General features: G+C 69.3%; 17 protein-coding genes and 1 tRNA gene. 12 read left to right on the top strand and 6 right to left on the bottom strand.

What is annotated here, in order from left to right; all coding sequences use genetic code 11:
* Positions 1 to 52 precede the first annotated feature (52 nt).
* From MTO99_RS05785 to clpX, 6 genes are all read left to right on the top strand, one after another.
* Positions 53 to 127: transfer RNA gene (locus MTO99_RS05785), tRNA-Pro, on the top strand.
* A 48-nt stretch (positions 128 to 175) separates the two neighbouring features.
* Complete coding sequence (gene tig, locus MTO99_RS05780; protein WP_243557726.1) at positions 176 to 1,576, top strand: trigger factor; 1,401 nt, start codon at positions 176 to 178, stop codon at positions 1,574 to 1,576.
* Positions 1,577 to 1,658: 82 nt separating this feature from the next.
* The gene (locus MTO99_RS05775; RefSeq protein ID WP_243557724.1) at positions 1,659 to 2,207 is read left to right on the top strand and encodes a tetratricopeptide repeat protein; all 549 of its coding nucleotides are present in this window, start codon (positions 1,659 to 1,661) and stop codon (positions 2,205 to 2,207) included.
* Positions 2,208 to 2,281: 74 nt separating this feature from the next.
* Positions 2,282 to 2,869: an ATP-dependent Clp protease proteolytic subunit gene (locus tag MTO99_RS05770; RefSeq protein ID WP_149161834.1), complete on the top strand. Its 588-nt coding sequence runs from the start codon at positions 2,282 to 2,284 to the stop codon at positions 2,867 to 2,869.
* Between the two features lie 17 nt (positions 2,870 to 2,886).
* Positions 2,887 to 3,555: an ATP-dependent Clp protease proteolytic subunit gene (locus tag MTO99_RS05765; protein WP_243557722.1), complete on the top strand. Its 669-nt coding sequence runs from the start codon at positions 2,887 to 2,889 to the stop codon at positions 3,553 to 3,555.
* A 150-nt stretch (positions 3,556 to 3,705) separates the two neighbouring features.
* Positions 3,706 to 4,980: an ATP-dependent Clp protease ATP-binding subunit ClpX gene (gene clpX, locus MTO99_RS05760; RefSeq protein WP_243557720.1), complete on the top strand. Its 1,275-nt coding sequence runs from the start codon at positions 3,706 to 3,708 to the stop codon at positions 4,978 to 4,980.
* Positions 4,981 to 5,004: 24 nt separating this feature from the next.
* Here the strand turns inward: clpX and MTO99_RS05755 are convergent, their stop codons facing one another.
* Both MTO99_RS05755 and sepH read right to left on the bottom strand, forming a co-directional pair.
* A complete protein-coding gene (locus MTO99_RS05755) occupies positions 5,005 to 5,289 on the bottom strand; it encodes a hypothetical protein (RefSeq protein WP_243557718.1) in 285 nt (94 codons plus the stop codon).
* A gap of 57 nt (positions 5,290 to 5,346) precedes the next feature.
* Entirely contained in the window at positions 5,347 to 6,444 is a 1,098-nt protein-coding gene (gene sepH / locus MTO99_RS05750) for a septation protein SepH (protein WP_243557716.1), read from the bottom strand.
* A gap of 201 nt (positions 6,445 to 6,645) precedes the next feature.
* On the opposite strand from sepH, the gene MTO99_RS05745 reads away from it, so the two are divergent.
* Entirely contained in the window at positions 6,646 to 6,939 is a 294-nt protein-coding gene (locus MTO99_RS05745) for a DUF4193 domain-containing protein (RefSeq protein ID WP_243557714.1), read from the top strand.
* On the opposite strand, the gene MTO99_RS05740 is transcribed toward MTO99_RS05745, so the two are convergent.
* Complete coding sequence (locus MTO99_RS05740; protein WP_243557712.1) at positions 6,936 to 7,400, bottom strand: DUF3093 domain-containing protein; 465 nt, start codon at positions 7,398 to 7,400, stop codon at positions 6,936 to 6,938. The two genes, MTO99_RS05745 and MTO99_RS05740, sit on opposite strands and share 4 nt — an antisense overlap.
* Positions 7,401 to 7,438: 38 nt before the next feature.
* Here MTO99_RS05740 and dut point away from each other — a divergent pair, with 38 nt between their 5' ends.
* The 5 genes from dut (at position 7,439) to dxs (ending at position 14,385) form a co-directional block, all read left to right on the top strand.
* Positions 7,439 to 7,897, top strand: a complete 459-nt coding sequence (dut, locus tag MTO99_RS05735) for a dUTP diphosphatase (RefSeq protein WP_243557710.1) — start codon at positions 7,439 to 7,441, stop codon at positions 7,895 to 7,897.
* A complete protein-coding gene (locus MTO99_RS05730; protein ID WP_243557699.1) occupies positions 7,894 to 8,520 on the top strand; it encodes a DUF3710 domain-containing protein in 627 nt (208 codons plus the stop codon). Before dut ends, MTO99_RS05730 begins: the two co-directional genes overlap by 4 nt.
* Before the next feature lie 8 nt (positions 8,521 to 8,528).
* Positions 8,529 to 9,326, top strand: coding sequence for a DUF3159 domain-containing protein (locus MTO99_RS05725; protein WP_243557697.1), 798 nt, complete (start codon positions 8,529 to 8,531; stop codon positions 9,324 to 9,326).
* A 156-nt stretch (positions 9,327 to 9,482) separates the two neighbouring features.
* Positions 9,483 to 12,332, top strand: coding sequence for an aconitate hydratase AcnA (gene acnA, locus MTO99_RS05720; RefSeq protein ID WP_435520802.1), 2,850 nt, complete (start codon positions 9,483 to 9,485; stop codon positions 12,330 to 12,332).
* A gap of 106 nt (positions 12,333 to 12,438) precedes the next feature.
* Positions 12,439 to 14,385 carry a 1-deoxy-D-xylulose-5-phosphate synthase gene (dxs, locus tag MTO99_RS05715; protein ID WP_243557695.1) on the top strand — a complete coding sequence of 649 codons (1,947 nt, stop codon included), beginning with the start codon at positions 12,439 to 12,441 and terminating at the stop codon, positions 14,383 to 14,385.
* 3 nt (positions 14,386 to 14,388) lie between these two features.
* Here the strand turns inward: dxs and MTO99_RS05710 are convergent, their stop codons facing one another.
* From MTO99_RS05710 to MTO99_RS05700, 3 genes are all read right to left on the bottom strand, one after another.
* Positions 14,389 to 14,961, bottom strand: coding sequence for a hypothetical protein (locus MTO99_RS05710; protein ID WP_243557693.1), 573 nt, complete (start codon positions 14,959 to 14,961; stop codon positions 14,389 to 14,391).
* The gene (locus MTO99_RS05705; protein ID WP_243557691.1) at positions 14,958 to 15,638 is read right to left on the bottom strand and encodes a TetR/AcrR family transcriptional regulator; all 681 of its coding nucleotides are present in this window, start codon (positions 15,636 to 15,638) and stop codon (positions 14,958 to 14,960) included. Before MTO99_RS05705 ends, MTO99_RS05710 begins: the two co-directional genes overlap by 4 nt.
* Before the next feature lie 84 nt (positions 15,639 to 15,722).
* Complete coding sequence (locus MTO99_RS05700) at positions 15,723 to 17,867, bottom strand: 3-hydroxyacyl-CoA dehydrogenase NAD-binding domain-containing protein (protein WP_243558975.1); 2,145 nt, start codon at positions 17,865 to 17,867, stop codon at positions 15,723 to 15,725.
* Between the last annotated feature and the right edge of the window lies 1 nt (position 17,868).

Raw genomic sequence — 17,868 nt, 5'->3', positions numbered from 1 at the left:
GGCGCGCTCCGGCGTGCCCGTGCGTGATGGCCTGCGAGTTGAGTCAGCGACTCGGGGCGTAGCTCAGCTTGGCTAGAGCGCCCGCTTTGGGAGCGGGAGGTCGCAGGTTCGAATCCTGTCGCCCCGACGAGTCGACCGGCTCGACACGAACTTTCCATCGAACAGGAGATCCTCCATGCCGACCACCTCGGTCGAGAAGCTCAGCCCCACCCGTGCGAAGCTCACCATCACGGTGACGCCCGAGGAGCTGAAGCCGAGCATCGCGCACGCGTACGAGCACATCGCCGAGCAGATCAACGTGCCCGGCTTCCGCAAGGGCAAGGTGCCCGCGCCCGTCATCGACCAGCGGGTCGGCAAGGCCGCCGTGCTCGAGCACGCGGTCAACGAGGGTCTCGACGGCTTCTACCGCGCCGCCGTCGCCGAGCACGAACTGCGCCCCCTGGGCCGCCCCGAGGCCGACATCGTCGAGTGGCCGAACGAGAAGGACTTCTCGGGCGACCTGCTGCTCGCGATCGAGGTGGACGTGCGTCCCGAGGTCGAGCTGCCCTCGTACGACGGCATCGAGATCACGGTCGACGACGCCGAGGCCGGCGACGACGACGTGAACGCCGAGCTCGAGCGCCTGCGCAGCCGCTTCGGCACGCTCATCACCGTCGACCGTCCCGCCAAGGCCGGCGACTTCGTGACCCTCGACCTGGTCGCCGTGATCGACGGCACCGAGGTCGACACCGCCAAGGGCATCTCGTACGAGCTCGGCTCGGGCGAGCTGCTCGAGGGCATCGACGAGGCCATCGACTCGCTCACCGCGGGCGAGACCACGACCTTCGCGTCGAAGCTGCTCGGCGGCGAGCACGAGGGCGAGACCGCCGAGATCACCGTGACCGTCGAGGCCGTGAAGGAGCGCGAGCTCCCCGAGGCCGACGACGACTTCGCGCAGATCGCGAGCGAGTTCGACACGCTCGCCGAGCTCACCGAGAGCCTGAAGGAGCAGGCCGTGCGCACCAAGACGTTCGGTCAGGGCACCCAGGCCCGCGATCTGCTCGTCGAGAAGCTGCTCGAGCTCGTCGAGGTGCCGGTCGCCGACTCGGTCATCGAGGACGAGGTGCACCGCCACCTCGAGAGCGAGGGTCGCCTCGAGGACGACGAGCACCGCGCCGAGGTCACCGAGGCGAGCACCAAGGCCTTCAAGACGCAGATCGTGCTCGATGCGATCGCCGAGGCCGAGGGCGTGAAGGTCAGCCAGGACGAGCTCACCCAGTACCTCGTTCAGGGTGCCGCCCAGTACGGCATGGACCCGAACGAGTTCGTCCAGGTCCTCAGCCAGAACGGCCAGATCCCCGCCATGGTCGGCGAGGTCGCGCGCAACAAGGCGCTCGCGATCGCGCTCGGCAAGGCGAAGGTGACGGATGCCTCGGGCAACGCCGTCGACCTGTCGGAGTTCACCGCCGTCGCCGGCGATGACGAGCCCGAGGGCGCCGAGTCGGTGGACGAGACCGAGGCCGCCGAGGAGGCACCGGTCGAGGAGCCGAAGAAGCCGGCGCGCAAGCGCGCGGCGAAGAAGGCCGACGCCGAGTAAGCCAGTTCCGCGAGGGCCGGATGCGACGCATCCGGCCCTCGCGCGTCCCTGCCCGCGTGCATCCCATCGAGAGGACCGGACCATGACGACCGATGACTGGGAGCGACGCATCGACGAGGTCTGGAGCCTCGCCGCCGGATCGCTCGTCGACGAGGAGGTGATCGCCCGCATCGACGCGATCGCCGCCGAACGCGGCGACGACGACGCGCGGGCGGTCTTCGAGCGGGCGGGCGCGCGCGACTCCGCCGGCCGGCCCGACGAGGCCGTGCCGCTGTACCGGCGGGCGCTGGAGCTCGGCCTCGACGACGAGCACCGCCCGCAGGCGATCGTGCAGCTGGCCAGCAGCGTCCGCAACCTGGGCGACGTCGACGAGGCGCTGCGGCTCATCGAGGCCGAGCACCGCACCCATCCCGACGCTCCCTACCGCGACGAGGTCGCCGCGTTCCTCGCGCTGACGCTCGTGAGCGCGGGCGACGCCCGCCGTGGGGCATCCGTCGCGCTGACGGCGCTGGCACCCCACCTGGGCCGCTACACGCGGTCGGTGACGGCGTACGCGGCCGACCTCCTCGCTGCCGACGAGTCGGCGTCCGAGCCGGGTCGCGACGCGTCATCCGACGCGTCATCCGCCTAGGGCGAACAGCCCCGTTCCCGCGTGTTGCACCGGATAGATTCGATACAACGCGACAACGAAACGGAGCGACATCCATGGCCGAACCGACACTGCAGCCCAGTGTGTTCGATCGACTGCTGAAGGACCGCATCATCTGGCTCGGTTCCGAGGTGCGCGATGACAATGCGAACGAGATCGCGGCGAAGCTGCTGCTCCTCGCTGCGGAAGACCCGAAGAAGGACATCTACCTCTACATCAACTCGCCGGGCGGCTCGATCACCGCGGGCATGGCGATCTACGACACCATGCAGTTCGTGCCGAACGACATCGTCACGGTCGGCATCGGCATGGCCGCCTCGATGGGTCAGCTGCTGCTCACCGCCGGCACCAAGGGCAAGCGGTACATCACGCCGAATGCGCGCGTCCTGCTGCACCAGCCGCACGGCGGCTTCGGCGGCACCGCGAGCGACATCCAGACCCAGGCGCAGCTCATCCTCGACATGAAGAAGCGGCTCGCCGAGATCACCGCGGCGCAGACCGGCAAATCGGTCGAGCAGATCAACCGCGACGGCGACCGCGACCGCTGGTTCACCGCGCAGGAAGCGCTCGAGTACGGCTTCGTCGACCACATCCGCGAGTCGGCGCTCGATGTGTCCGGCGGCGGCGGAACCGACCAGGCGTAGGAAGAGAGATCGATCGAATGAACACCCCCGAATTCGGCGGGCTCGCGAACCGCGGCCTGCAGATGCCCGGTTCGCGCTACATCCTGCCCAGCTTCGAAGAGCGCACGGCGTACGGCTACAAGCGACAGGACCCGTACGCGAAGCTCTTCGAGGACCGCATCATCTTCCTCGGCGTGCAGGTCGACGACGCGTCGGCCGACGACATCATGGCGCAGCTGCTCGTGCTCGAGTCGATGGACCCTGACCGCGACATCATGATGTACATCAACTCGCCCGGCGGCTCGTTCACCGCGATGACCGCGATCTACGACACGATGCAGTACATCCGCCCGCAGATCATGACGGTCGTGCTCGGTCAGGCGGCGTCCGCGGCCGCGGTCATCGCCGCCGCCGGCACCCCCGGCAAGCGGCTGGCGCTGCCGAACGCGCGCATCCTCATCCACCAGCCCGCGATGGGCGAGGCCGGCCACGGGCAGGCCTCGGACATCGAGATCCAGGCGGCCGAGATCATGCGCATGCGCACCTGGCTCGAAGAGACGCTGGCGCGCCACTCCAAGCGCGACCAGCAGCAGGTGCACGACGACATCGACCGCGACAAGATCCTGTCGGCCGAGGAGGCGCTCGAGTACGGCCTCATCGACCAGGTGCTGACCTCGCGCAAGACGGTTCCGGCCCTCACGAGCTGAGGTTCGAGCGTCGCGAACGGATGCCTCGGAGCACGTCGCTCCGAGGCATCCGTCGTGTTCACCGAGCGCGGACACGAATTCGCGCCGCTCCGCCGAACCGGCCGCCGATCGGGTTAGGCTCGGTGCAGACGCCGCAAGAGGGAGGCAGCGATGGCACGCATCGGAGAGAGCGCCGACCTGCTCAAATGCTCGTTCTGCGGAAAGAGCCAGAAGCAGGTCCAGCAGCTCATCGCCGGCCCGGGCGTCTACATCTGCGACGAGTGCGTCGAGCTCTGCAACGAGATCATCGAAGAGCGGCTCGCCGAGGCCAACGAGAGCGAGTCGAGCGAGTTCGAACTGCCGAAGCCGAAAGAGATCTTCGCGTTCCTCGAAGAGTACGTGATCGGCCAAGACGACGCGAAGCGTGCGCTGGCGGTCGCCGTCTACAACCACTACAAGCGGGTGCGGGCGAAGTCGGCGATCATGTCGGCGGATCACCGCGACGACGTCGAGATCGCGAAGTCGAACATCCTGCTGATCGGCCCGACGGGCTGCGGCAAGACGTATCTCGCGCAGACCCTCGCCAAGCAGCTGAACGTGCCGTTCGCGGTGGCCGACGCGACGGCGCTGACCGAGGCGGGCTACGTCGGCGAAGACGTCGAGAACATCCTGCTGAAGCTGATCCAGGCCGCGGACTACGACGTGAAGCGCGCCGAGACCGGCATCATCTACATCGACGAGGTCGACAAGATCGCCCGCAAGGCCGAGAACCCCTCGATCACGAGGGATGTCTCGGGCGAGGGAGTCCAGCAGGCGCTGCTGAAGATCCTCGAGGGCACCGTCGCATCGGTGCCGCCGCAGGGCGGTCGCAAGCACCCGCACCAGGAGTTCATCCAGATCGACACCACGAACGTGCTGTTCATCGTGGCCGGCGCGTTCGCCGGGCTGGAGGACATCATCTCGTCGCGGGTCGGCAAGCGGGGCATCGGGTTCGGGGCGCCGCTGCACTCGAAGCTCGACCACGCCGACCTCTACTCCGAGGTGCTCCCCGAAGACCTGCACAAGTTCGGACTCATCCCCGAGTTCATCGGGCGCCTCCCCGTGGTCGCGACGGTCTCGCCGCTCGACCGGGACGCGCTGATGGAGATCCTCACCGAACCGAAGAACGCGCTCATCAAGCAGTACCAGCGCATGTTCGAACTCGACGGCGTCCAGCTCGACTTCGAGGAGGAGGCGCTCGGCGCGATCGCCGACCTCGCCGTGCTGCGCCAGACCGGCGCCCGTGGCCTGCGGGCGATCATGGAGGAGGTGCTCGGGCCGATCATGTTCGAGATCCCCTCGTCGACCGGGGTCGCGCGGGTCGTGATCACCAAGGCCGCGGTGCTCGAGAACGCCGCGCCGACCATTGTTCCGCACAAGGCGCGTCGCACCGAGAAGTCGGCCTGAAGCCGGCCGCGCGCCCCGCCGCCGTCAGTCGAAGACGCGTAGCAGCCGCCAGCGACCGTCGTCGTCCGCGACGTCGAACACGTGCGTCTCGCCGTCGTCGGTGCTGGCCTGGAACCGCCACCCCGTGATCGCCAACGGGGCACGGCCGGGGGAGACGTCGTGGTCGCCGAACGGCGCCCACCACTCGGCCGGGCCGACGAGGGTCGTCGGGCGGTCGGTCACGCGGAACCGGCGGGTACGCCAGACGAGCCGACGCGGCGACCCCGCGTCATCCGTCCAGATCTCGACGTACTCCTGGAGCTGCGGCATGGCGACCCTCGCATTCGAACACCTGTTCGAATGGTAGCACCGACCGCGGTGCGGCGGTCAGGCCAGGTCGTCGTCGGGACGCGCGCCGAACACGATCTCGTCCCAGCTCGGCATCGAGGCCCGACCCTTGCGCCCGCGGGCGGAGGATCCGCCGCCCCGACCGCCCCAGAGCGCGCGCGCCGCGGCCCCGGGCTTGTCGTCCGCGGTGGTCGCCGGTTCGGGTTCGGGTGACGCGTCGGCGCCGATCCGGTGCGATGCGGGCGCCTCGGGCGAGACGGGGATCGGCAACGGCGTCTGCTCCTCGGTCACCGCTTCGCGTTCGCCTCGCCGGCGACGCAGCGCCTCGAGCAGGTCGGCGGTCTCGCCCTGCGGAGGCGTGGGCTCGTCGGCGCGCTTGATCGCCGCGCGCGCGACGGCCGGACTCGAGACGGCGGGCGCGAGCGGCGCCGGGCGGCCGTAGGGCAGCAGCTCGGGCTGGGGCGCGGTGTCCTCCTCGCGCTCGGCGGGCGCCTCCTCGAAGTCGAACGCGCCGCTGTCGAACTTCGACTCGGGGTCGTTGCCGACGGCCCGCAGGCGCGGGATCATGCCGCCGTCGAGCTCGCGCTGCTGCGACAGCGTGATCGCCTCGGAGTTCATCGGCTGCAGCGCCTGGCGCTTCAGGTCGAAGCTCCAGCGGGCATCGTGGTCGATGGTGTCGGCCGTGAACTCGAGCTTGACGACCCAGCCGCGCTCCTCGTCCTTCCACGCCGCCCAGCGTTCGCCGTGCGCGTCGAGCTTCTGCAGGCGGTCGCGGATGACGGAGCCGAACGACGCCGGTTCGTCGGCCGCCGGGTCGAGGTCGTCGGGCAGATGCACCGGCACCGCGAGCGCCGACGAGACGACGTGTTCGCGTTCGGCGAGCACCGGGCCCTCGAATCGGCGGATGTAGTCGACCGACGCACCGGTCAATCGTGCGATCTCGTCGGCCGAGAGGCCGGCGCGGATCTGGGCCTGCACCTCGCGCGGCGAGAGCTTCGGCCCCTGGTTGGCCTCTGGCTGGACCTGGCGGATGCGCGACTGCAGCACCTCGTCGATCTCGATCCGGAAGCGTGCGCCTTCCTCGGAGGCGGCCACGAGTGCGCCGCCCTCGACTCCGATCACCTTCAGTTCCTGCATCGCGACATGACCTTCCGTGCGGTTCGCTTCCGCCCAAGGATGCCACGTGGCGACCGCCGGGCCGGGGAATAGCGCGGGCGTGCCGGAAGTTGCACGATCAGCCGGTCGAACCGCCGCGAAGCGGTTTGCCAACGACCGGGATTTGATGCAAACTATGGCGCGCCGATTCAACGGCGCAGTATTACCAGGGAACGGATGGGCATGGCAACGGATTACGACGCACCGCGGAAGACCGACGACGAGTCCGAGTCGATCGAGGCCCTCAAGGAGCGCGTTCCCGACAAGATGTCCGGTGTGGTCGACGTCGAAGACGCCGACAACCCCGGCAGCTTCGATCTCGCCGGTGCCGACCTGTCCGACGTGGAGCTCGACGTGGTCGTGCTTCCGCCTCAGGCCGACGAGTTCACCTGCGTGAGCTGCTTCCTCGTGAAGCACCGTTCGCAGATCGACCACGAGACCAAGCTCGGGCCGATCTGCCTGGAGTGCGCTTCCTAAGCCTCCGACTCCGACCCGCCCGGCCGTCGCGATCCGTTGATCGCGGCGGCCGCTTCGTTGGGATGCCTCGTCGAGACCAGCCAGTAGGGCGTCGGATCGGCGGGATCCACGATCGGGATCCGCACCACGGGCTGCACCCAGCCGCGGATCACGAGGAACGCGCGGGCGTCGAGCCCGGTGCCGCGCTCGACGCGAGCGCGTTCGGGGCCGTACCCGACCGCGTCGCCCGTGAGTTCGAGGTCGATCTCGGCGCGGCCGGCGCGCAGCCGCCCGCCGCTCACCTCGATCAGGGGTGCTGTGAGCGTGAGCGTGCCCACCGTGGCGAGGTACATGACGATGCCGGTCACGATGCCGGCCGGCATGGAAACGGGTGCCAGCACCAGGATGCCGGCGGGCACCAGCAGCAGGCTGACGAGATAGATCCAGGGCGTCGGCCACAGGCGTTCGCGGTAGTCGGGCATGGCTCTATTCGACCAGACTTCTGCACTACCCTCGAACGGTGACCGAATCCGTCGAGGTGCTCATCACAGCTGACCGCGTGCCCGGGTACGCCCACCCGGGCGACGCCGGCGCCGACCTGCACGCCGCCGAGTCGCTGGTGCTGCAGCCGGGCGAGCGCGCGACGGTGGGCACGGGCGTGTCCATCGCGCTGCCCGACGGCTACGTCGCCTTCGTGGTGCCGCGTTCGGGCCTCGCGTTCAAGCACGGCATCACGATCGTGAACGCGCCGGGCACGGTCGACGCCGGCTATCGCGGCGAGATCAAGGTCGCACTGTTGAACACCGACCGCACCGAGCCGTACGCCATCGAGGCGGGCGACCGCATCGCCCAGGTCGTGGTGATGCCGGTGTCGCGGGCGCGGTTCATCGAGGTGGAACGGCTGCCGGGCAGCCACCGTGGCGAGGGGGGATTCGGCTCGACCGGGTTCGGGGAGCAGGCAAAGGAAGTGAGCGCGTGAGCGATATCGAGAGCGCGGCGGGCGCGGAGCCCGTCGCAGAGCAGCCGAAGTCGGCACCGGCCGACCGGGCGACCGCAGGGCCGCTCGACGAATCCGAGGCCAACCCGGTTCGGCCCTACGTCGATCTGGGCGGGGTGAAGGTGCTGCCCCGTGAGGGGTTGCACCTCCGGCTCGAGGTCGAGGAGGGCTCCAAGCGCGTGGTCGCGGTCGGTCTCGACTACGCGAACTCCACGTTGCAGGTGCAGCCGTTCGCGGCGCCCCGGTCGAGCGGCCTGTGGCACGAGATCCGTCTCCAGATCGCCGAGCAGATCGCCCGGCAGGGCGGGACGACGACCGTTCGCGAGGGTGCCTTCGGGCCCGAACTGCTCGCCCAGGTGCCGGTCGCGGCCACGGATTCGGCGCCCGGGCACATGCGTCTGGCCCGGTTCGTCGGCGTGGACGGTCCGCGGTGGTTCCTGCGCGGCGTGATCGCCGGCGAGGCGGCGGTCGAGCCGAACGCGGCGGCGCAGGTGGAGGATCTCTTCCGCTCCATCGTCGTGGTGCGCGGCACCACCCCCATGCCCCCGCGCGACCTCATCCCGCTTCGCATGCCGACCGGCGCAGCCGGCGGGCCGGCGCGGTAGTCGCGCGCATGACCGACGACGAGCTGCGGTCGGGCGCTCCGGATGCCTCGTCCGAGCCGCGATCCGGGGCCGACCCCGACACCCGCGCCGAACTGGCCCGCCAGTTCGAGGCCGCTGCCGAACGATCCGGCCTGGGCGCGCTCGCGCGCGACGAGAAGCTGAGCGCGCGCGACGTGCTCGGCGCGGTCGGCGGCGTGCGCGGCATCCTCGAAGCGCTGCTGCCCGGCCTCGTCTTCCTCGTCGTGTACTCGGTGCTGACGAGCATCGTCGGCCAGGACGCGCAGCAGGCGCTGGTGCCGGCGCTCGCCTCCTCGGTCGGCCTCGCCGTCGTGTTCACGATCGCGCGCGTGGTCGTGAAGGGCCAGCCGACGCAGGCGATCGCCGGGCTCGTCGGCGTCCTGTTGTCGGCGGCGCTCGCCCTCTGGACCGGAGACGCCCGCGACAACTACGTGCTCGGATTCATCACGAACGCGGCGTACGCGATCGGGCTCGCGGTGTCCATGCTGGTGAAGTGGCCGGCGATCGGCATTGTCGTGGGGTTCCTCACCGGCGAGGGCACCGCGTGGCGCCGCGATCGGCGCGAGTACCGCATCGCCCAGTTCCTCACCCTCGTGTGGACCGGCTTCTTCGTGGCCAGGCTCGTGGTGCAGGTGCCCCTCTACCTCGCCGACAACGTGCCGGCGCTCGGCGTCACCCGCCTGCTCATGGGCGTGCCGTTGTACGCCCTGATGCTCGTCTTCACATGGCTCGTCGTCCGCGCGACCCGCCGGCCGGGCGCCCGGTCGGGCGCCGCCGACGCCGAGTGATAGAGTTATCTCGACATCAAGATAAATCATCGACGTCTCGGCCCGGCCGCGAGGCATCCGTTTAGGTTAGCCTTGCTGGAAGCGCGCCTGTCTGACGACGCATGATCGAGGTGTCCGCCGTGTCGCGGCGGCGGCACCCGCGAAGGAGAGGACATCGTGTCTGCAGTGAACAGTTTCGGGGCGAAGGACACGCTCCACGTCGGCGAGAAGGCCTATGAGATCTTCCGCATCGACACCGTCCCCGGCTACGAGAAGCTGCCCTTCAGCTTGAAGGTGCTGCTCGAGAACCTGCTGCGCACCGAGGACGGTGCGAACGTCACCAAGCAGCAGATCGAAGCGCTCGGCTCATGGGTGCCCAGTGCCGAGCCCGACACCGAGATCCAGTTCACGCCGGCGCGCGTGGTCATGCAGGACTTCACCGGTGTTCCCTGCATCGTCGACCTCGCGACCATGCGCGAGGCGGTCACCGCACTCGGCGGCGACCCGAACAAGATCAACCCGCTCTCGCCCGCCGAGATGGTCATCGACCACTCGGTCATCGCCGACCTCTTCGGCACCGAGAACGCCCTCGAGCGCAACGTCGAGATCGAGTACGAGCGCAACGGCGAGCGCTACCAGTTCCTGCGCTGGGGCCAGACCGCGTTCGACGACTTCAAGGTCGTGCCGCCCGGCACCGGCATCGTGCACCAGGTCAACATCGAGCACCTGGCCAAGGTCGTCTACGACCGGGTCTCGACGAGCTCGACCGGCGAAGAGGTGCTCCGCGCCTACCCCGACACCTGCGTCGGCACCGACTCGCACACCACCATGGTCAACGGCCTCGGTGTGCTCGGCTGGGGCGTCGGCGGCATCGAGGCCGAGGCCGCGATGCTCGGCCAGCCCGTTTCGATGCTCATCCCGCGGGTCGTGGGCTTCAAGCTGACCGGCGAGATCCCCGCCGGCGTGACCGCGACCGACGTGGTGCTCACGATCACCGACATGCTGCGCAAGCACGGCGTGGTCGGCAAGTTCGTCGAGTTCTACGGCGCAGGCGTGGCCTCGGTGCCGCTGGCCAACCGCGCCACCATCGGCAACATGAGCCCCGAGTTCGGCTCGACCGCCGCGATCTTCCCGATCGACGACGTCACGCTCGACTACCTGCGGCTCACCGGCCGCGACGAGCAGACCGTCGCGCTCGTCGAGGCGTACGCCAAGGCGCAGTCGCTCTGGCACGACGCCGATCGCGAGCCGAACTTCAGCGAGTACCTGGAGCTCGACCTCGGCACCGTCGTGCCGTCGATCGCCGGCCCGAAGCGCCCTCAGGACCGCATCCTCCTCTCCGAGGCGAAGACGCAGTTCGAGCAGGACATCCTGAACTACGCGACGCCGTCGACCACGCACGACATCGTCGACCTCGAGTCGAAGCACTCGTTCCCGGCATCCGACCCGGGCGCCGTCCCCGGCGACGAGGAGCCCGACACCCGCGAGGTGCACATCGCCAGCGGCGCGCCCGCTGCGGCATCGAAGCCGGTCAAGGTCACGCCGCCCGAGGGCGCGCCGTACCTGCTCGACAACGGTGCGGTCACCCTCGCAGCGATCACGTCGTGCACGAACACCTCGAACCCGTCGGTCATGATCGCGGCGGGTCTGCTCGCCAAGAAGGCGGTCGACAAGGGCCTGAAGCGCAAGCCGTGGGTCAAGACCACGCTCGGCCCGGGCTCGAAGGTCGTCACCGACTACTACGAGAAGTCGGGTCTCGACAAGGCGCTCGAAGGCCTCGACTTCTACACCGTCGGCTACGGCTGCACGATCTGCATCGGCAACTCCGGCCCGCTGATCGAAGAGGTCTCGGCCGCGATCAACGACCACGACCTCGCGGTCACCGCGGTGCTCTCGGGCAACCGCAACTTCGAGGGCCGCATCAGCCCCGACGTGAAGATGAACTACCTCGCCTCGCCGCCCCTCGTGGTGGCGTACGCGCTGGCCGGCTCGATGCACTTCGACTTCGAGACCGACTCGCTCGGCAAGGACACCGACGGCAACGACGTCTACCTGAAGGACATCTGGCCCTCGCCCGACGAGGTGCAGGAGATCATCGACTCGTCGATCTCGCGCGACCAGTTCATCACCCAGTACGCCACCGTGTTCGACGGCGACGACCGCTGGAAGAACCTGCCCACGCCGACCGGCCCGGTCTTCGAGTGGGACACGAACTCGACCTACGTGCGCAAGGCGCCGTACTTCGACGGCATGCAGATGGAGCTCACCCCGGTGACCGACATCTCGGGTGCGCGCGTGATGGCGACCCTCGGCGACTCGGTCACGACCGACCACATCTCGCCCGCGGGCAGCATCAAGGCCGGCACCCCGGCTGCGCAGTACCTCACCGAGCACGGGGTCGCCCAGAAGGACTTCAACTCGTTCGGCTCGCGCCGCGGCAACCACGAGGTGATGATCCGCGGCACCTTCGCGAACATCCGGCTGAAGAACGAGCTGGTCGCGGCGGTCAACGACGGCCAGATCGTCGAGGGCGGCTTCACCCGCGACTTCACCCAGGCCGGCGGCCCACAGTCGTACATCTACGACGCGTGCATGAACTACCAGGCCCAGGGCACCCCGCTCGTCGTGTTCGGCGGCAAGGAGTACGGTTCGGGTTCGTCGCGCGACTGGGCGGCCAAGGGCACCAGCCTGCTGGGCGTCAAGGCGGTCATCACCGAGAGCTTCGAGCGGATCCACCGTTCGAACCTCATCGGCATGGGCGTCGTGCCGCTGCAGTTCCCGGCCGGCGAGAGCTGGAAGTCGCTCGGGCTCGACGGCACCGAGATCGTGTCGATCACGGGCCTCGAGCAGCTGAACGAGGGCGTCACCCCGAAGACGGTGCGCGTCGTCGCCGAGCCGAGCGAGTTCTCGCCCGAGGGCAAGCAGACCGTCGAGTTCGACGCGGTCGTGCGCATCGACACGCCGGGTGAAGCCGACTACTACCGCAACGGCGGCATCCTGCAGTACGTGCTGCGTTCGCTGGTCTGATCCGACCATCACGACGAGGCCGGGCCCGTTGGGTCCGGCCTCGTCGCATGCGGCTCCCGTAGAATCGATGGGTGCTCCCCGCAGGAGCCCCGGAAAGGCGGTGGCGATGACCCTCCTCGAGACGATCGCTGGTCCTCGCGACCTCGATGCACTCACGAGGGAGCAGCTCGACCGGCTCGCCGACGAGATCCGCGAGCACCTCGTTCGCAACGTCGCCAAGACGGGCGGGCATCTCGGGCCGAACCTGGGCGTGGTCGAGATGACGATCGCGATCCACCGGGTGTTCCAGTCGCCCAAGGACGCCATCGTCTTCGACACCGGCCATCAGTCGTACGTGCATAAGCTGCTGACCGGCCGGCAGGACTTGTCCACGTTGCGGCAGGCGGGCGGGCTGTCGGGGTATCCGCAGCGCTCCGAGTCCGAGCACGACATCGTCGAGTCCTCGCACGCCTCCAGCTCGCTGAGCTGGGCCGACGGCATCTCGAAGGCGTTCGAGATGACCGGCCAGGACGACCGCCACGTCGTCGCGGTCGTCGGCGACGGGGCACTGACCGGCGGCATGACGTGGGAGGCGCTGAACAACATCTCCGACGACAACACCCGCAACCTGGTGATCGTCGTGAACGACAACGGTCGGTCGTACGCGCCGACCATCGGCGGCATGGCTCGGTTCCTCAACTCGGTGCGCACGAACCGCTCGTACCGCAACCTGCACCTGTCGAGCAGTCGCGCGTTCGAGCGTCTGGGCTCGCCGGCCAAGGCGCTGTACCGCGGCGTGCGCGGCGGCCTGCACGGCTTCCTGTCCCGGTTCAGCGGCAATGAAGCGCTCTACTCGAACCTCGACATCAAGTACGTCGGCCCCGTCGACGGGCACGACGAGCACGCCATGGAGGCGGCGCTTCGGCAGGCCAAGAACTACGGCGCGCCGGTGATCGTGCACGCGATCACCGAGAAGGGGCGCGGCTACGAACCGGCGCTGCGAGACGTCGCCGACCAGTTCCACGCCGTCGGGCAGATCGACCCCGAGACGGGCGAGTCGCTCGAGACATCCGGCGCCCAGAGCTGGACGAGCGTGTTCAGCGACGCGCTCGTCGCCCTCGCCGAGCGTGACCCGAAGCTGGTCGGCATCACCGCGGCGATGCTGCGGCCCACCGGGTTGCACCGGTTCGCCGAACGATTCCCCGAGCGGGTATTCGACGTCGGCATCGCCGAGCAGCATGCGGTCACGAGCGCGGCGGGCCTCGCCTTCGGCGGGCTCCATCCGATCGTCGCGGTGTACGCGACGTTCATGAACCGCGCCTTCGATCAGGTCCTGATGGATGTCGCGCTGCACCGCGCGGGCGTGACCTTCGTGCTCGACCGGGCCGGCGTCACGGGCCCCGACGGCCCGAGCCATCACGGCGTGTGGGATCTGTCGATCCTGCAGGTCGTGCCGGGCATCCGCATCGCCGCGCCGCGCGACTCGGTGCGACTCGTCGAAGAGCTGGGCGAGGCGGTCGCCGTCGACGACGCTCCGACCGTGCTGCGGTTCCCGAAGGGCGCGGTGGGCGTCGAGTACTCCGCGGTTCGACGCACCGACGACGGCGTCGACGTGCTCGTGGAGTCCGACCGCCGCGATGTGCTGCTCGTCACGGTCGGCCCGATGGCCGGCATCGGTCTCGAGGTCGCCGAACGGCTCGAGGCGCAGGGCATCGGTGCGACGGTCGTCGACCCGCGCTGGGTGGTTCCGGTGCCGCGCAGCATCATCGAGCTCGCGGCCCAGTACCGCATCGTGGTGAGTCTCGAAGACGGCGTCCGCGTCGGCGGCATCGGCACGCGGATCCGCCAGGATCTGCGCGGGGCGAACGTCGACACCGCCGTGACCGAGCTGGGCCTGCCCGACGAGTTCCTCGATCACGGCTCGCGCGGTGAGATCCTCGAGCGGGTGGGGCTCACCCCGCAGCAGATCGCACAGGATGTCACGGCGATGGTGCTCGGCACGAAACTGCCGCACGCCCGCGGCGCATCGGGTGACACCGGCGCGCAGCCGATCATCGAGCACGCGAAGAAGTAGCGGTCACTCCTCGGGGATATCCTCGCCGGGCGGGGTGAACGGCTTGGGTCGCGTGCGCACGATCGCACGGTAGCGACCGAGCGCGGCTGCGGCACCGCTCGCGGCGATGAACGGGGACCGGAACACGACGGTATCGAGTCCGGTTCGACCCGAGAGCATCCAGCCCAGTGACCAGGCGAACATGACGCCGAAGGCGACACCGTACCCGGCGAACGCGATCACGTGGACGCGGATGCGATCGGAGCGGCGCAGGCACCATCCGAGCAGCCACGCGCCCGGGCTGCCAACGGCGAGCGCGACGAGTGAGACTACGAGCACGATCGGGATCCCGTAGACGAGGTAGAGAAGTGCCCATCCCCACCATGGACCCCACCCCCCGGTGCCTGGACCGACGGCGAAGACGGCGGGGACCGCACTCGTGACGACCAGCGCCGGCAGGGCGAACAGCAGGAACCAGCCCCATGTCGCGAACGCCCCCCTCACAAACTCGGCGAACGTGAACGCCATCGGCTCAGCCTCGGTGCGCGGGTTGCGCCACCGGTAGCGGCGGAGGAGCTCGGCGTCCGAATCGCTCACGCCCGCACCTCGCCGACGAGGTCGAGCAGCTCGCGCAGCGGTGCCCGCAGGATCGGCACGCGCACGAGCGGCAGCGCCGACTTCAGCAGCCTCAGTCCGCGGTCGACGAGCCGACGACTGCGTTCCTGCCCGGGGGAGCGGTCGTAGACCCAGAACAGGGCCAGCAGCAGGTGCGCGAGCACGAGCGCGTCGGGGAGTCGCTCGGCGAACTCGTCGGGCAACTGCTGCGAGCTGCCGGCCACCGCGGTCGCGAACAGCTCGCGCACGATGCCGAGCGCGGGCGCCGACTCGGCCGACAGCGGGTTGATGGGGGAGCGCGGCGAGACCGCGGCCGAGAGGAACTCGGGCGCGAACGGGTGGAACGGCCCCAGCCCGTCGAGCCCGGTGAGGAAGACGATCCGAAGCCGCTCGACGAGGTCGTCGGTGTCCGCGAGGAGAGGTGCGGCCGCGGCCCGGTGCGCCTCCTGCACGTCGAGGTAGAGCTCTTGCACGAGGTGGTGCTTCGACGGGAAGTGGTAGTGGGTGGTGCCCACCGATACGCCGGCCTCGTCGGCGATGCGCCGGATCGTCGTCGCGTCGTAGCCGCGCTCGCGGAACGAGCGCAGGGCGATCTCGCGCAGCTGTGCACGGGTGCGTTCGCGCTTGGACAGCGGGCCATCCGTCTCAGAACTGAACATGTTCAGAAGCTAGCACCCGAGTCGGCGCCGACACAACGACGGAGGGCCCGTGACATCGTCACGGGCCCTCCGGAGTCGCTGCGATTACGCGCCGACGCCGCGGATCACCGGGTGGTGGAACGTGTCGCCGAACGCGCGCTCGGAGGCACCGACGCGGTCGAGGTACGGCGTCGCGCCGCCCGCCTGGAACGGCCAGCCGGCGCCGAGCACCAGGCACAGGTCGATGTCCTCGGCCGCAGCCACGACCTGCTCGTCGAGCATGAGCTTGATCTCGCGAGCCAGCTCGTCCTCGACGCGGCGCAGGATCGTCGCCTCGTCGACCGGCGTCTTGCCGACCGTGATCGCCTTCTTCGCGTCCTTCGTGAGGTCGGTGACCTTGCCGTGCTTGTCCTTCTCGACGACCGGGCCGCCGAGCTTCGCGAGCGCGTGCAGGTTCTCAGACGAGTAGAACCGCTCGGGGAACTCGCGCACCATCGTGTCCTGCACGTGCGCGGCGACCGCCCAGCCGACGAGGTCGATGAGCTCGAACGGGCCCATCGGCAGGCCGATCGGTGCGAGCGCCTTCTCGACGACGGGCACCGGGGTGCCCTCGTCGACGGCGCGCGCCGCCTCGCCCATGACCTTCGCGAGCAGCCGGTTCACCACGAAGCCCGGGGCATCCGCCGTGAGCACCGCGCTCTTGCGCAACTTCGCCGCGGTCGCGAACGCGGTCGCGAGGGTCTCGTCGTCGGTCTTCGGCGCCTTCACGATCTCGAGCAGCGGCATGACCGCGACCGGGTTGAAGAAGTGGAAGCCGACCAGACGCTCGGGGTGCGCCAGGTTCGCGCCGATCTGCTCGACCGACAGCGACGACGTGTTCGTCGCGAGGATCGCCGTCTCGGAGAGGTGCGGCTCGACTTCGGCGAACACCTGCTGCTTCACCGCGAGGTCTTCGAAGACCGCCTCGATGACCCAGTCGCAGTCGGCGAAGTCGGCCTTGTCGGTCGTGCCCGAGACCAGCGCACGCAGACGATTCGCCTCGTCGGCGTCGATGCGGCCCTTCTGCTCGAGCTTGCCGATCTCGTCGGTGATGTACGCGAGCCCCTTGTCGACGCGCGCCTGGTCGAGGTCGGTGATGACCACCGGCACCTGCAGGCGGCGCACGAACAGCAGCGCGAACTGGCTCGCCATGAGCCCCGCGCCGATGATGCCGACCTTCGTGACCTTGCGGGCCAGCGACTTGTCGGGTGCGCCGGCGGGTCGCTTCGCGCGCTTCTGCACGAGGTTGAACGCGTAGATGGATGCCACGAACTGGTCGCCCGACACGAGGTCGGCGAGCGCCTCGTCCTCGCGCTCGAAGCCCTCGGCCTTCGTGCCGCTCTTGGCGGCCTTCAGCAGGTCGAGCGCCCGGTACGGCGACTTCGCCGTCGTGCCGAGCTTGCCCTCGATGGCCTTCCGCGCGATGCTGATCGCCACGTCCCACTTGGCGAGCTTCTCGAGCTTGCCGGGCTGGTTCGGGCGCTTCACGTTCACCGAGCCCGACAGCACGCCGTCGGCCCACTTCAGCGAGTCTTCGAGGAAGTTGACGGGCGCGAACATGACGTCGGCGATGCCGAGATCGAACGCCTCCTTCGCCTTCAGCATCCGGTTGTTCTTCAGCGGGTTCTCGACGACGACCTTCAGGGCGTTCTCGATGCCGATCAGGTTCGGCAGCAGGTATGCGCCGCCCCAGCCCGGGATGATGCCGAGGAACACCTCGGGCAGGGCGATCGCCGGCGCCGAGGCATCCAGGGTGCGATAGTCGCTGTTCAGCGCGATCTCGACCCCGCCGCCGAGCGCGAGCCCGTTGATGAAGCAGAACGACGGCACGCCGAGCTCGCCGAGCTTGCCGAGCACGAAGTGGCCGAGCTGCCCCATCTTCAGCGCGATGTCGCGGCTCGGGACCTCGCCGACCTTCGAGAGGTCGGCACCCGCGGCGAGGAAGTACGGCTTGCCCGTGATCGCGACGGCCTGGATCTCGCCGGCCGCGGCGCGCACCTTCAGCTCGTCGAGCTTCTCGTTCAGCTCGAGCAGCGTCACCGGGCCGAGCGTCGACGGACGCGTGTGGTCGCGACCGTTGTCGAGGGTGATCAGGGCGAGCGTCTTGCCCGAGGCGAGGCGGATGTCGCGCACGTAGGAGTGCGTGACGACCTCGTCGCCCTCGAACGCGGCCGCCAGGTCGGAGAAGTCGATCTTCGAGTAGTCGGTCATC

The organism is Agromyces larvae (genome assembly GCF_022811705.1).
In the GTDB taxonomy this organism is placed as follows: domain Bacteria; phylum Actinomycetota; class Actinomycetes; order Actinomycetales; family Microbacteriaceae; genus Agromyces; species Agromyces larvae.
This window is presented reverse-complemented; position numbering and strand designations above follow the sequence as displayed.

What these genes read in the sequence shown, in the direction of transcription:
- tig (WP_243557726.1), top strand. Translation starts at nt 176, where the DNA reads ATGCCGACCACCTCGGTCGAGAAGCTCAGCCCCACCCGTGCGAAGCTC.
- MTO99_RS05705 (WP_243557691.1), bottom strand. Translation starts at nt 15,638, where the DNA reads ATGTTCAGTTCTGAGACGGATGGCCCGCTGTCCAAGCGCGAACGCACC.
- MTO99_RS05740 (WP_243557712.1), bottom strand. Translation starts at nt 7,400, where the DNA reads ATGCCCGACTACCGCGAACGCCTGTGGCCGACGCCCTGGATCTATCTC.
- clpX (WP_243557720.1), top strand. Translation starts at nt 3,706, where the DNA reads ATGGCACGCATCGGAGAGAGCGCCGACCTGCTCAAATGCTCGTTCTGC.
- dxs (WP_243557695.1), top strand. Translation starts at nt 12,439, where the DNA reads ATGACCCTCCTCGAGACGATCGCTGGTCCTCGCGACCTCGATGCACTC.
- MTO99_RS05745 (WP_243557714.1), top strand. Translation starts at nt 6,646, where the DNA reads ATGGCAACGGATTACGACGCACCGCGGAAGACCGACGACGAGTCCGAG.
- MTO99_RS05700 (WP_243558975.1), bottom strand. Translation starts at nt 17,867, where the DNA reads ATGACCGACTACTCGAAGATCGACTTCTCCGACCTGGCGGCCGCGTTC.
- MTO99_RS05770 (WP_149161834.1), top strand. Translation starts at nt 2,282, where the DNA reads ATGGCCGAACCGACACTGCAGCCCAGTGTGTTCGATCGACTGCTGAAG.
- sepH (WP_243557716.1), bottom strand. Translation starts at nt 6,444, where the DNA reads ATGCAGGAACTGAAGGTGATCGGAGTCGAGGGCGGCGCACTCGTGGCC.
- MTO99_RS05725 (WP_243557697.1), top strand. Translation starts at nt 8,529, where the DNA reads ATGACCGACGACGAGCTGCGGTCGGGCGCTCCGGATGCCTCGTCCGAG.
- MTO99_RS05755 (WP_243557718.1), bottom strand. Translation starts at nt 5,289, where the DNA reads ATGCCGCAGCTCCAGGAGTACGTCGAGATCTGGACGGATGACGCGGGG.
- MTO99_RS05765 (WP_243557722.1), top strand. Translation starts at nt 2,887, where the DNA reads ATGAACACCCCCGAATTCGGCGGGCTCGCGAACCGCGGCCTGCAGATG.
- MTO99_RS05775 (WP_243557724.1), top strand. Translation starts at nt 1,659, where the DNA reads ATGACGACCGATGACTGGGAGCGACGCATCGACGAGGTCTGGAGCCTC.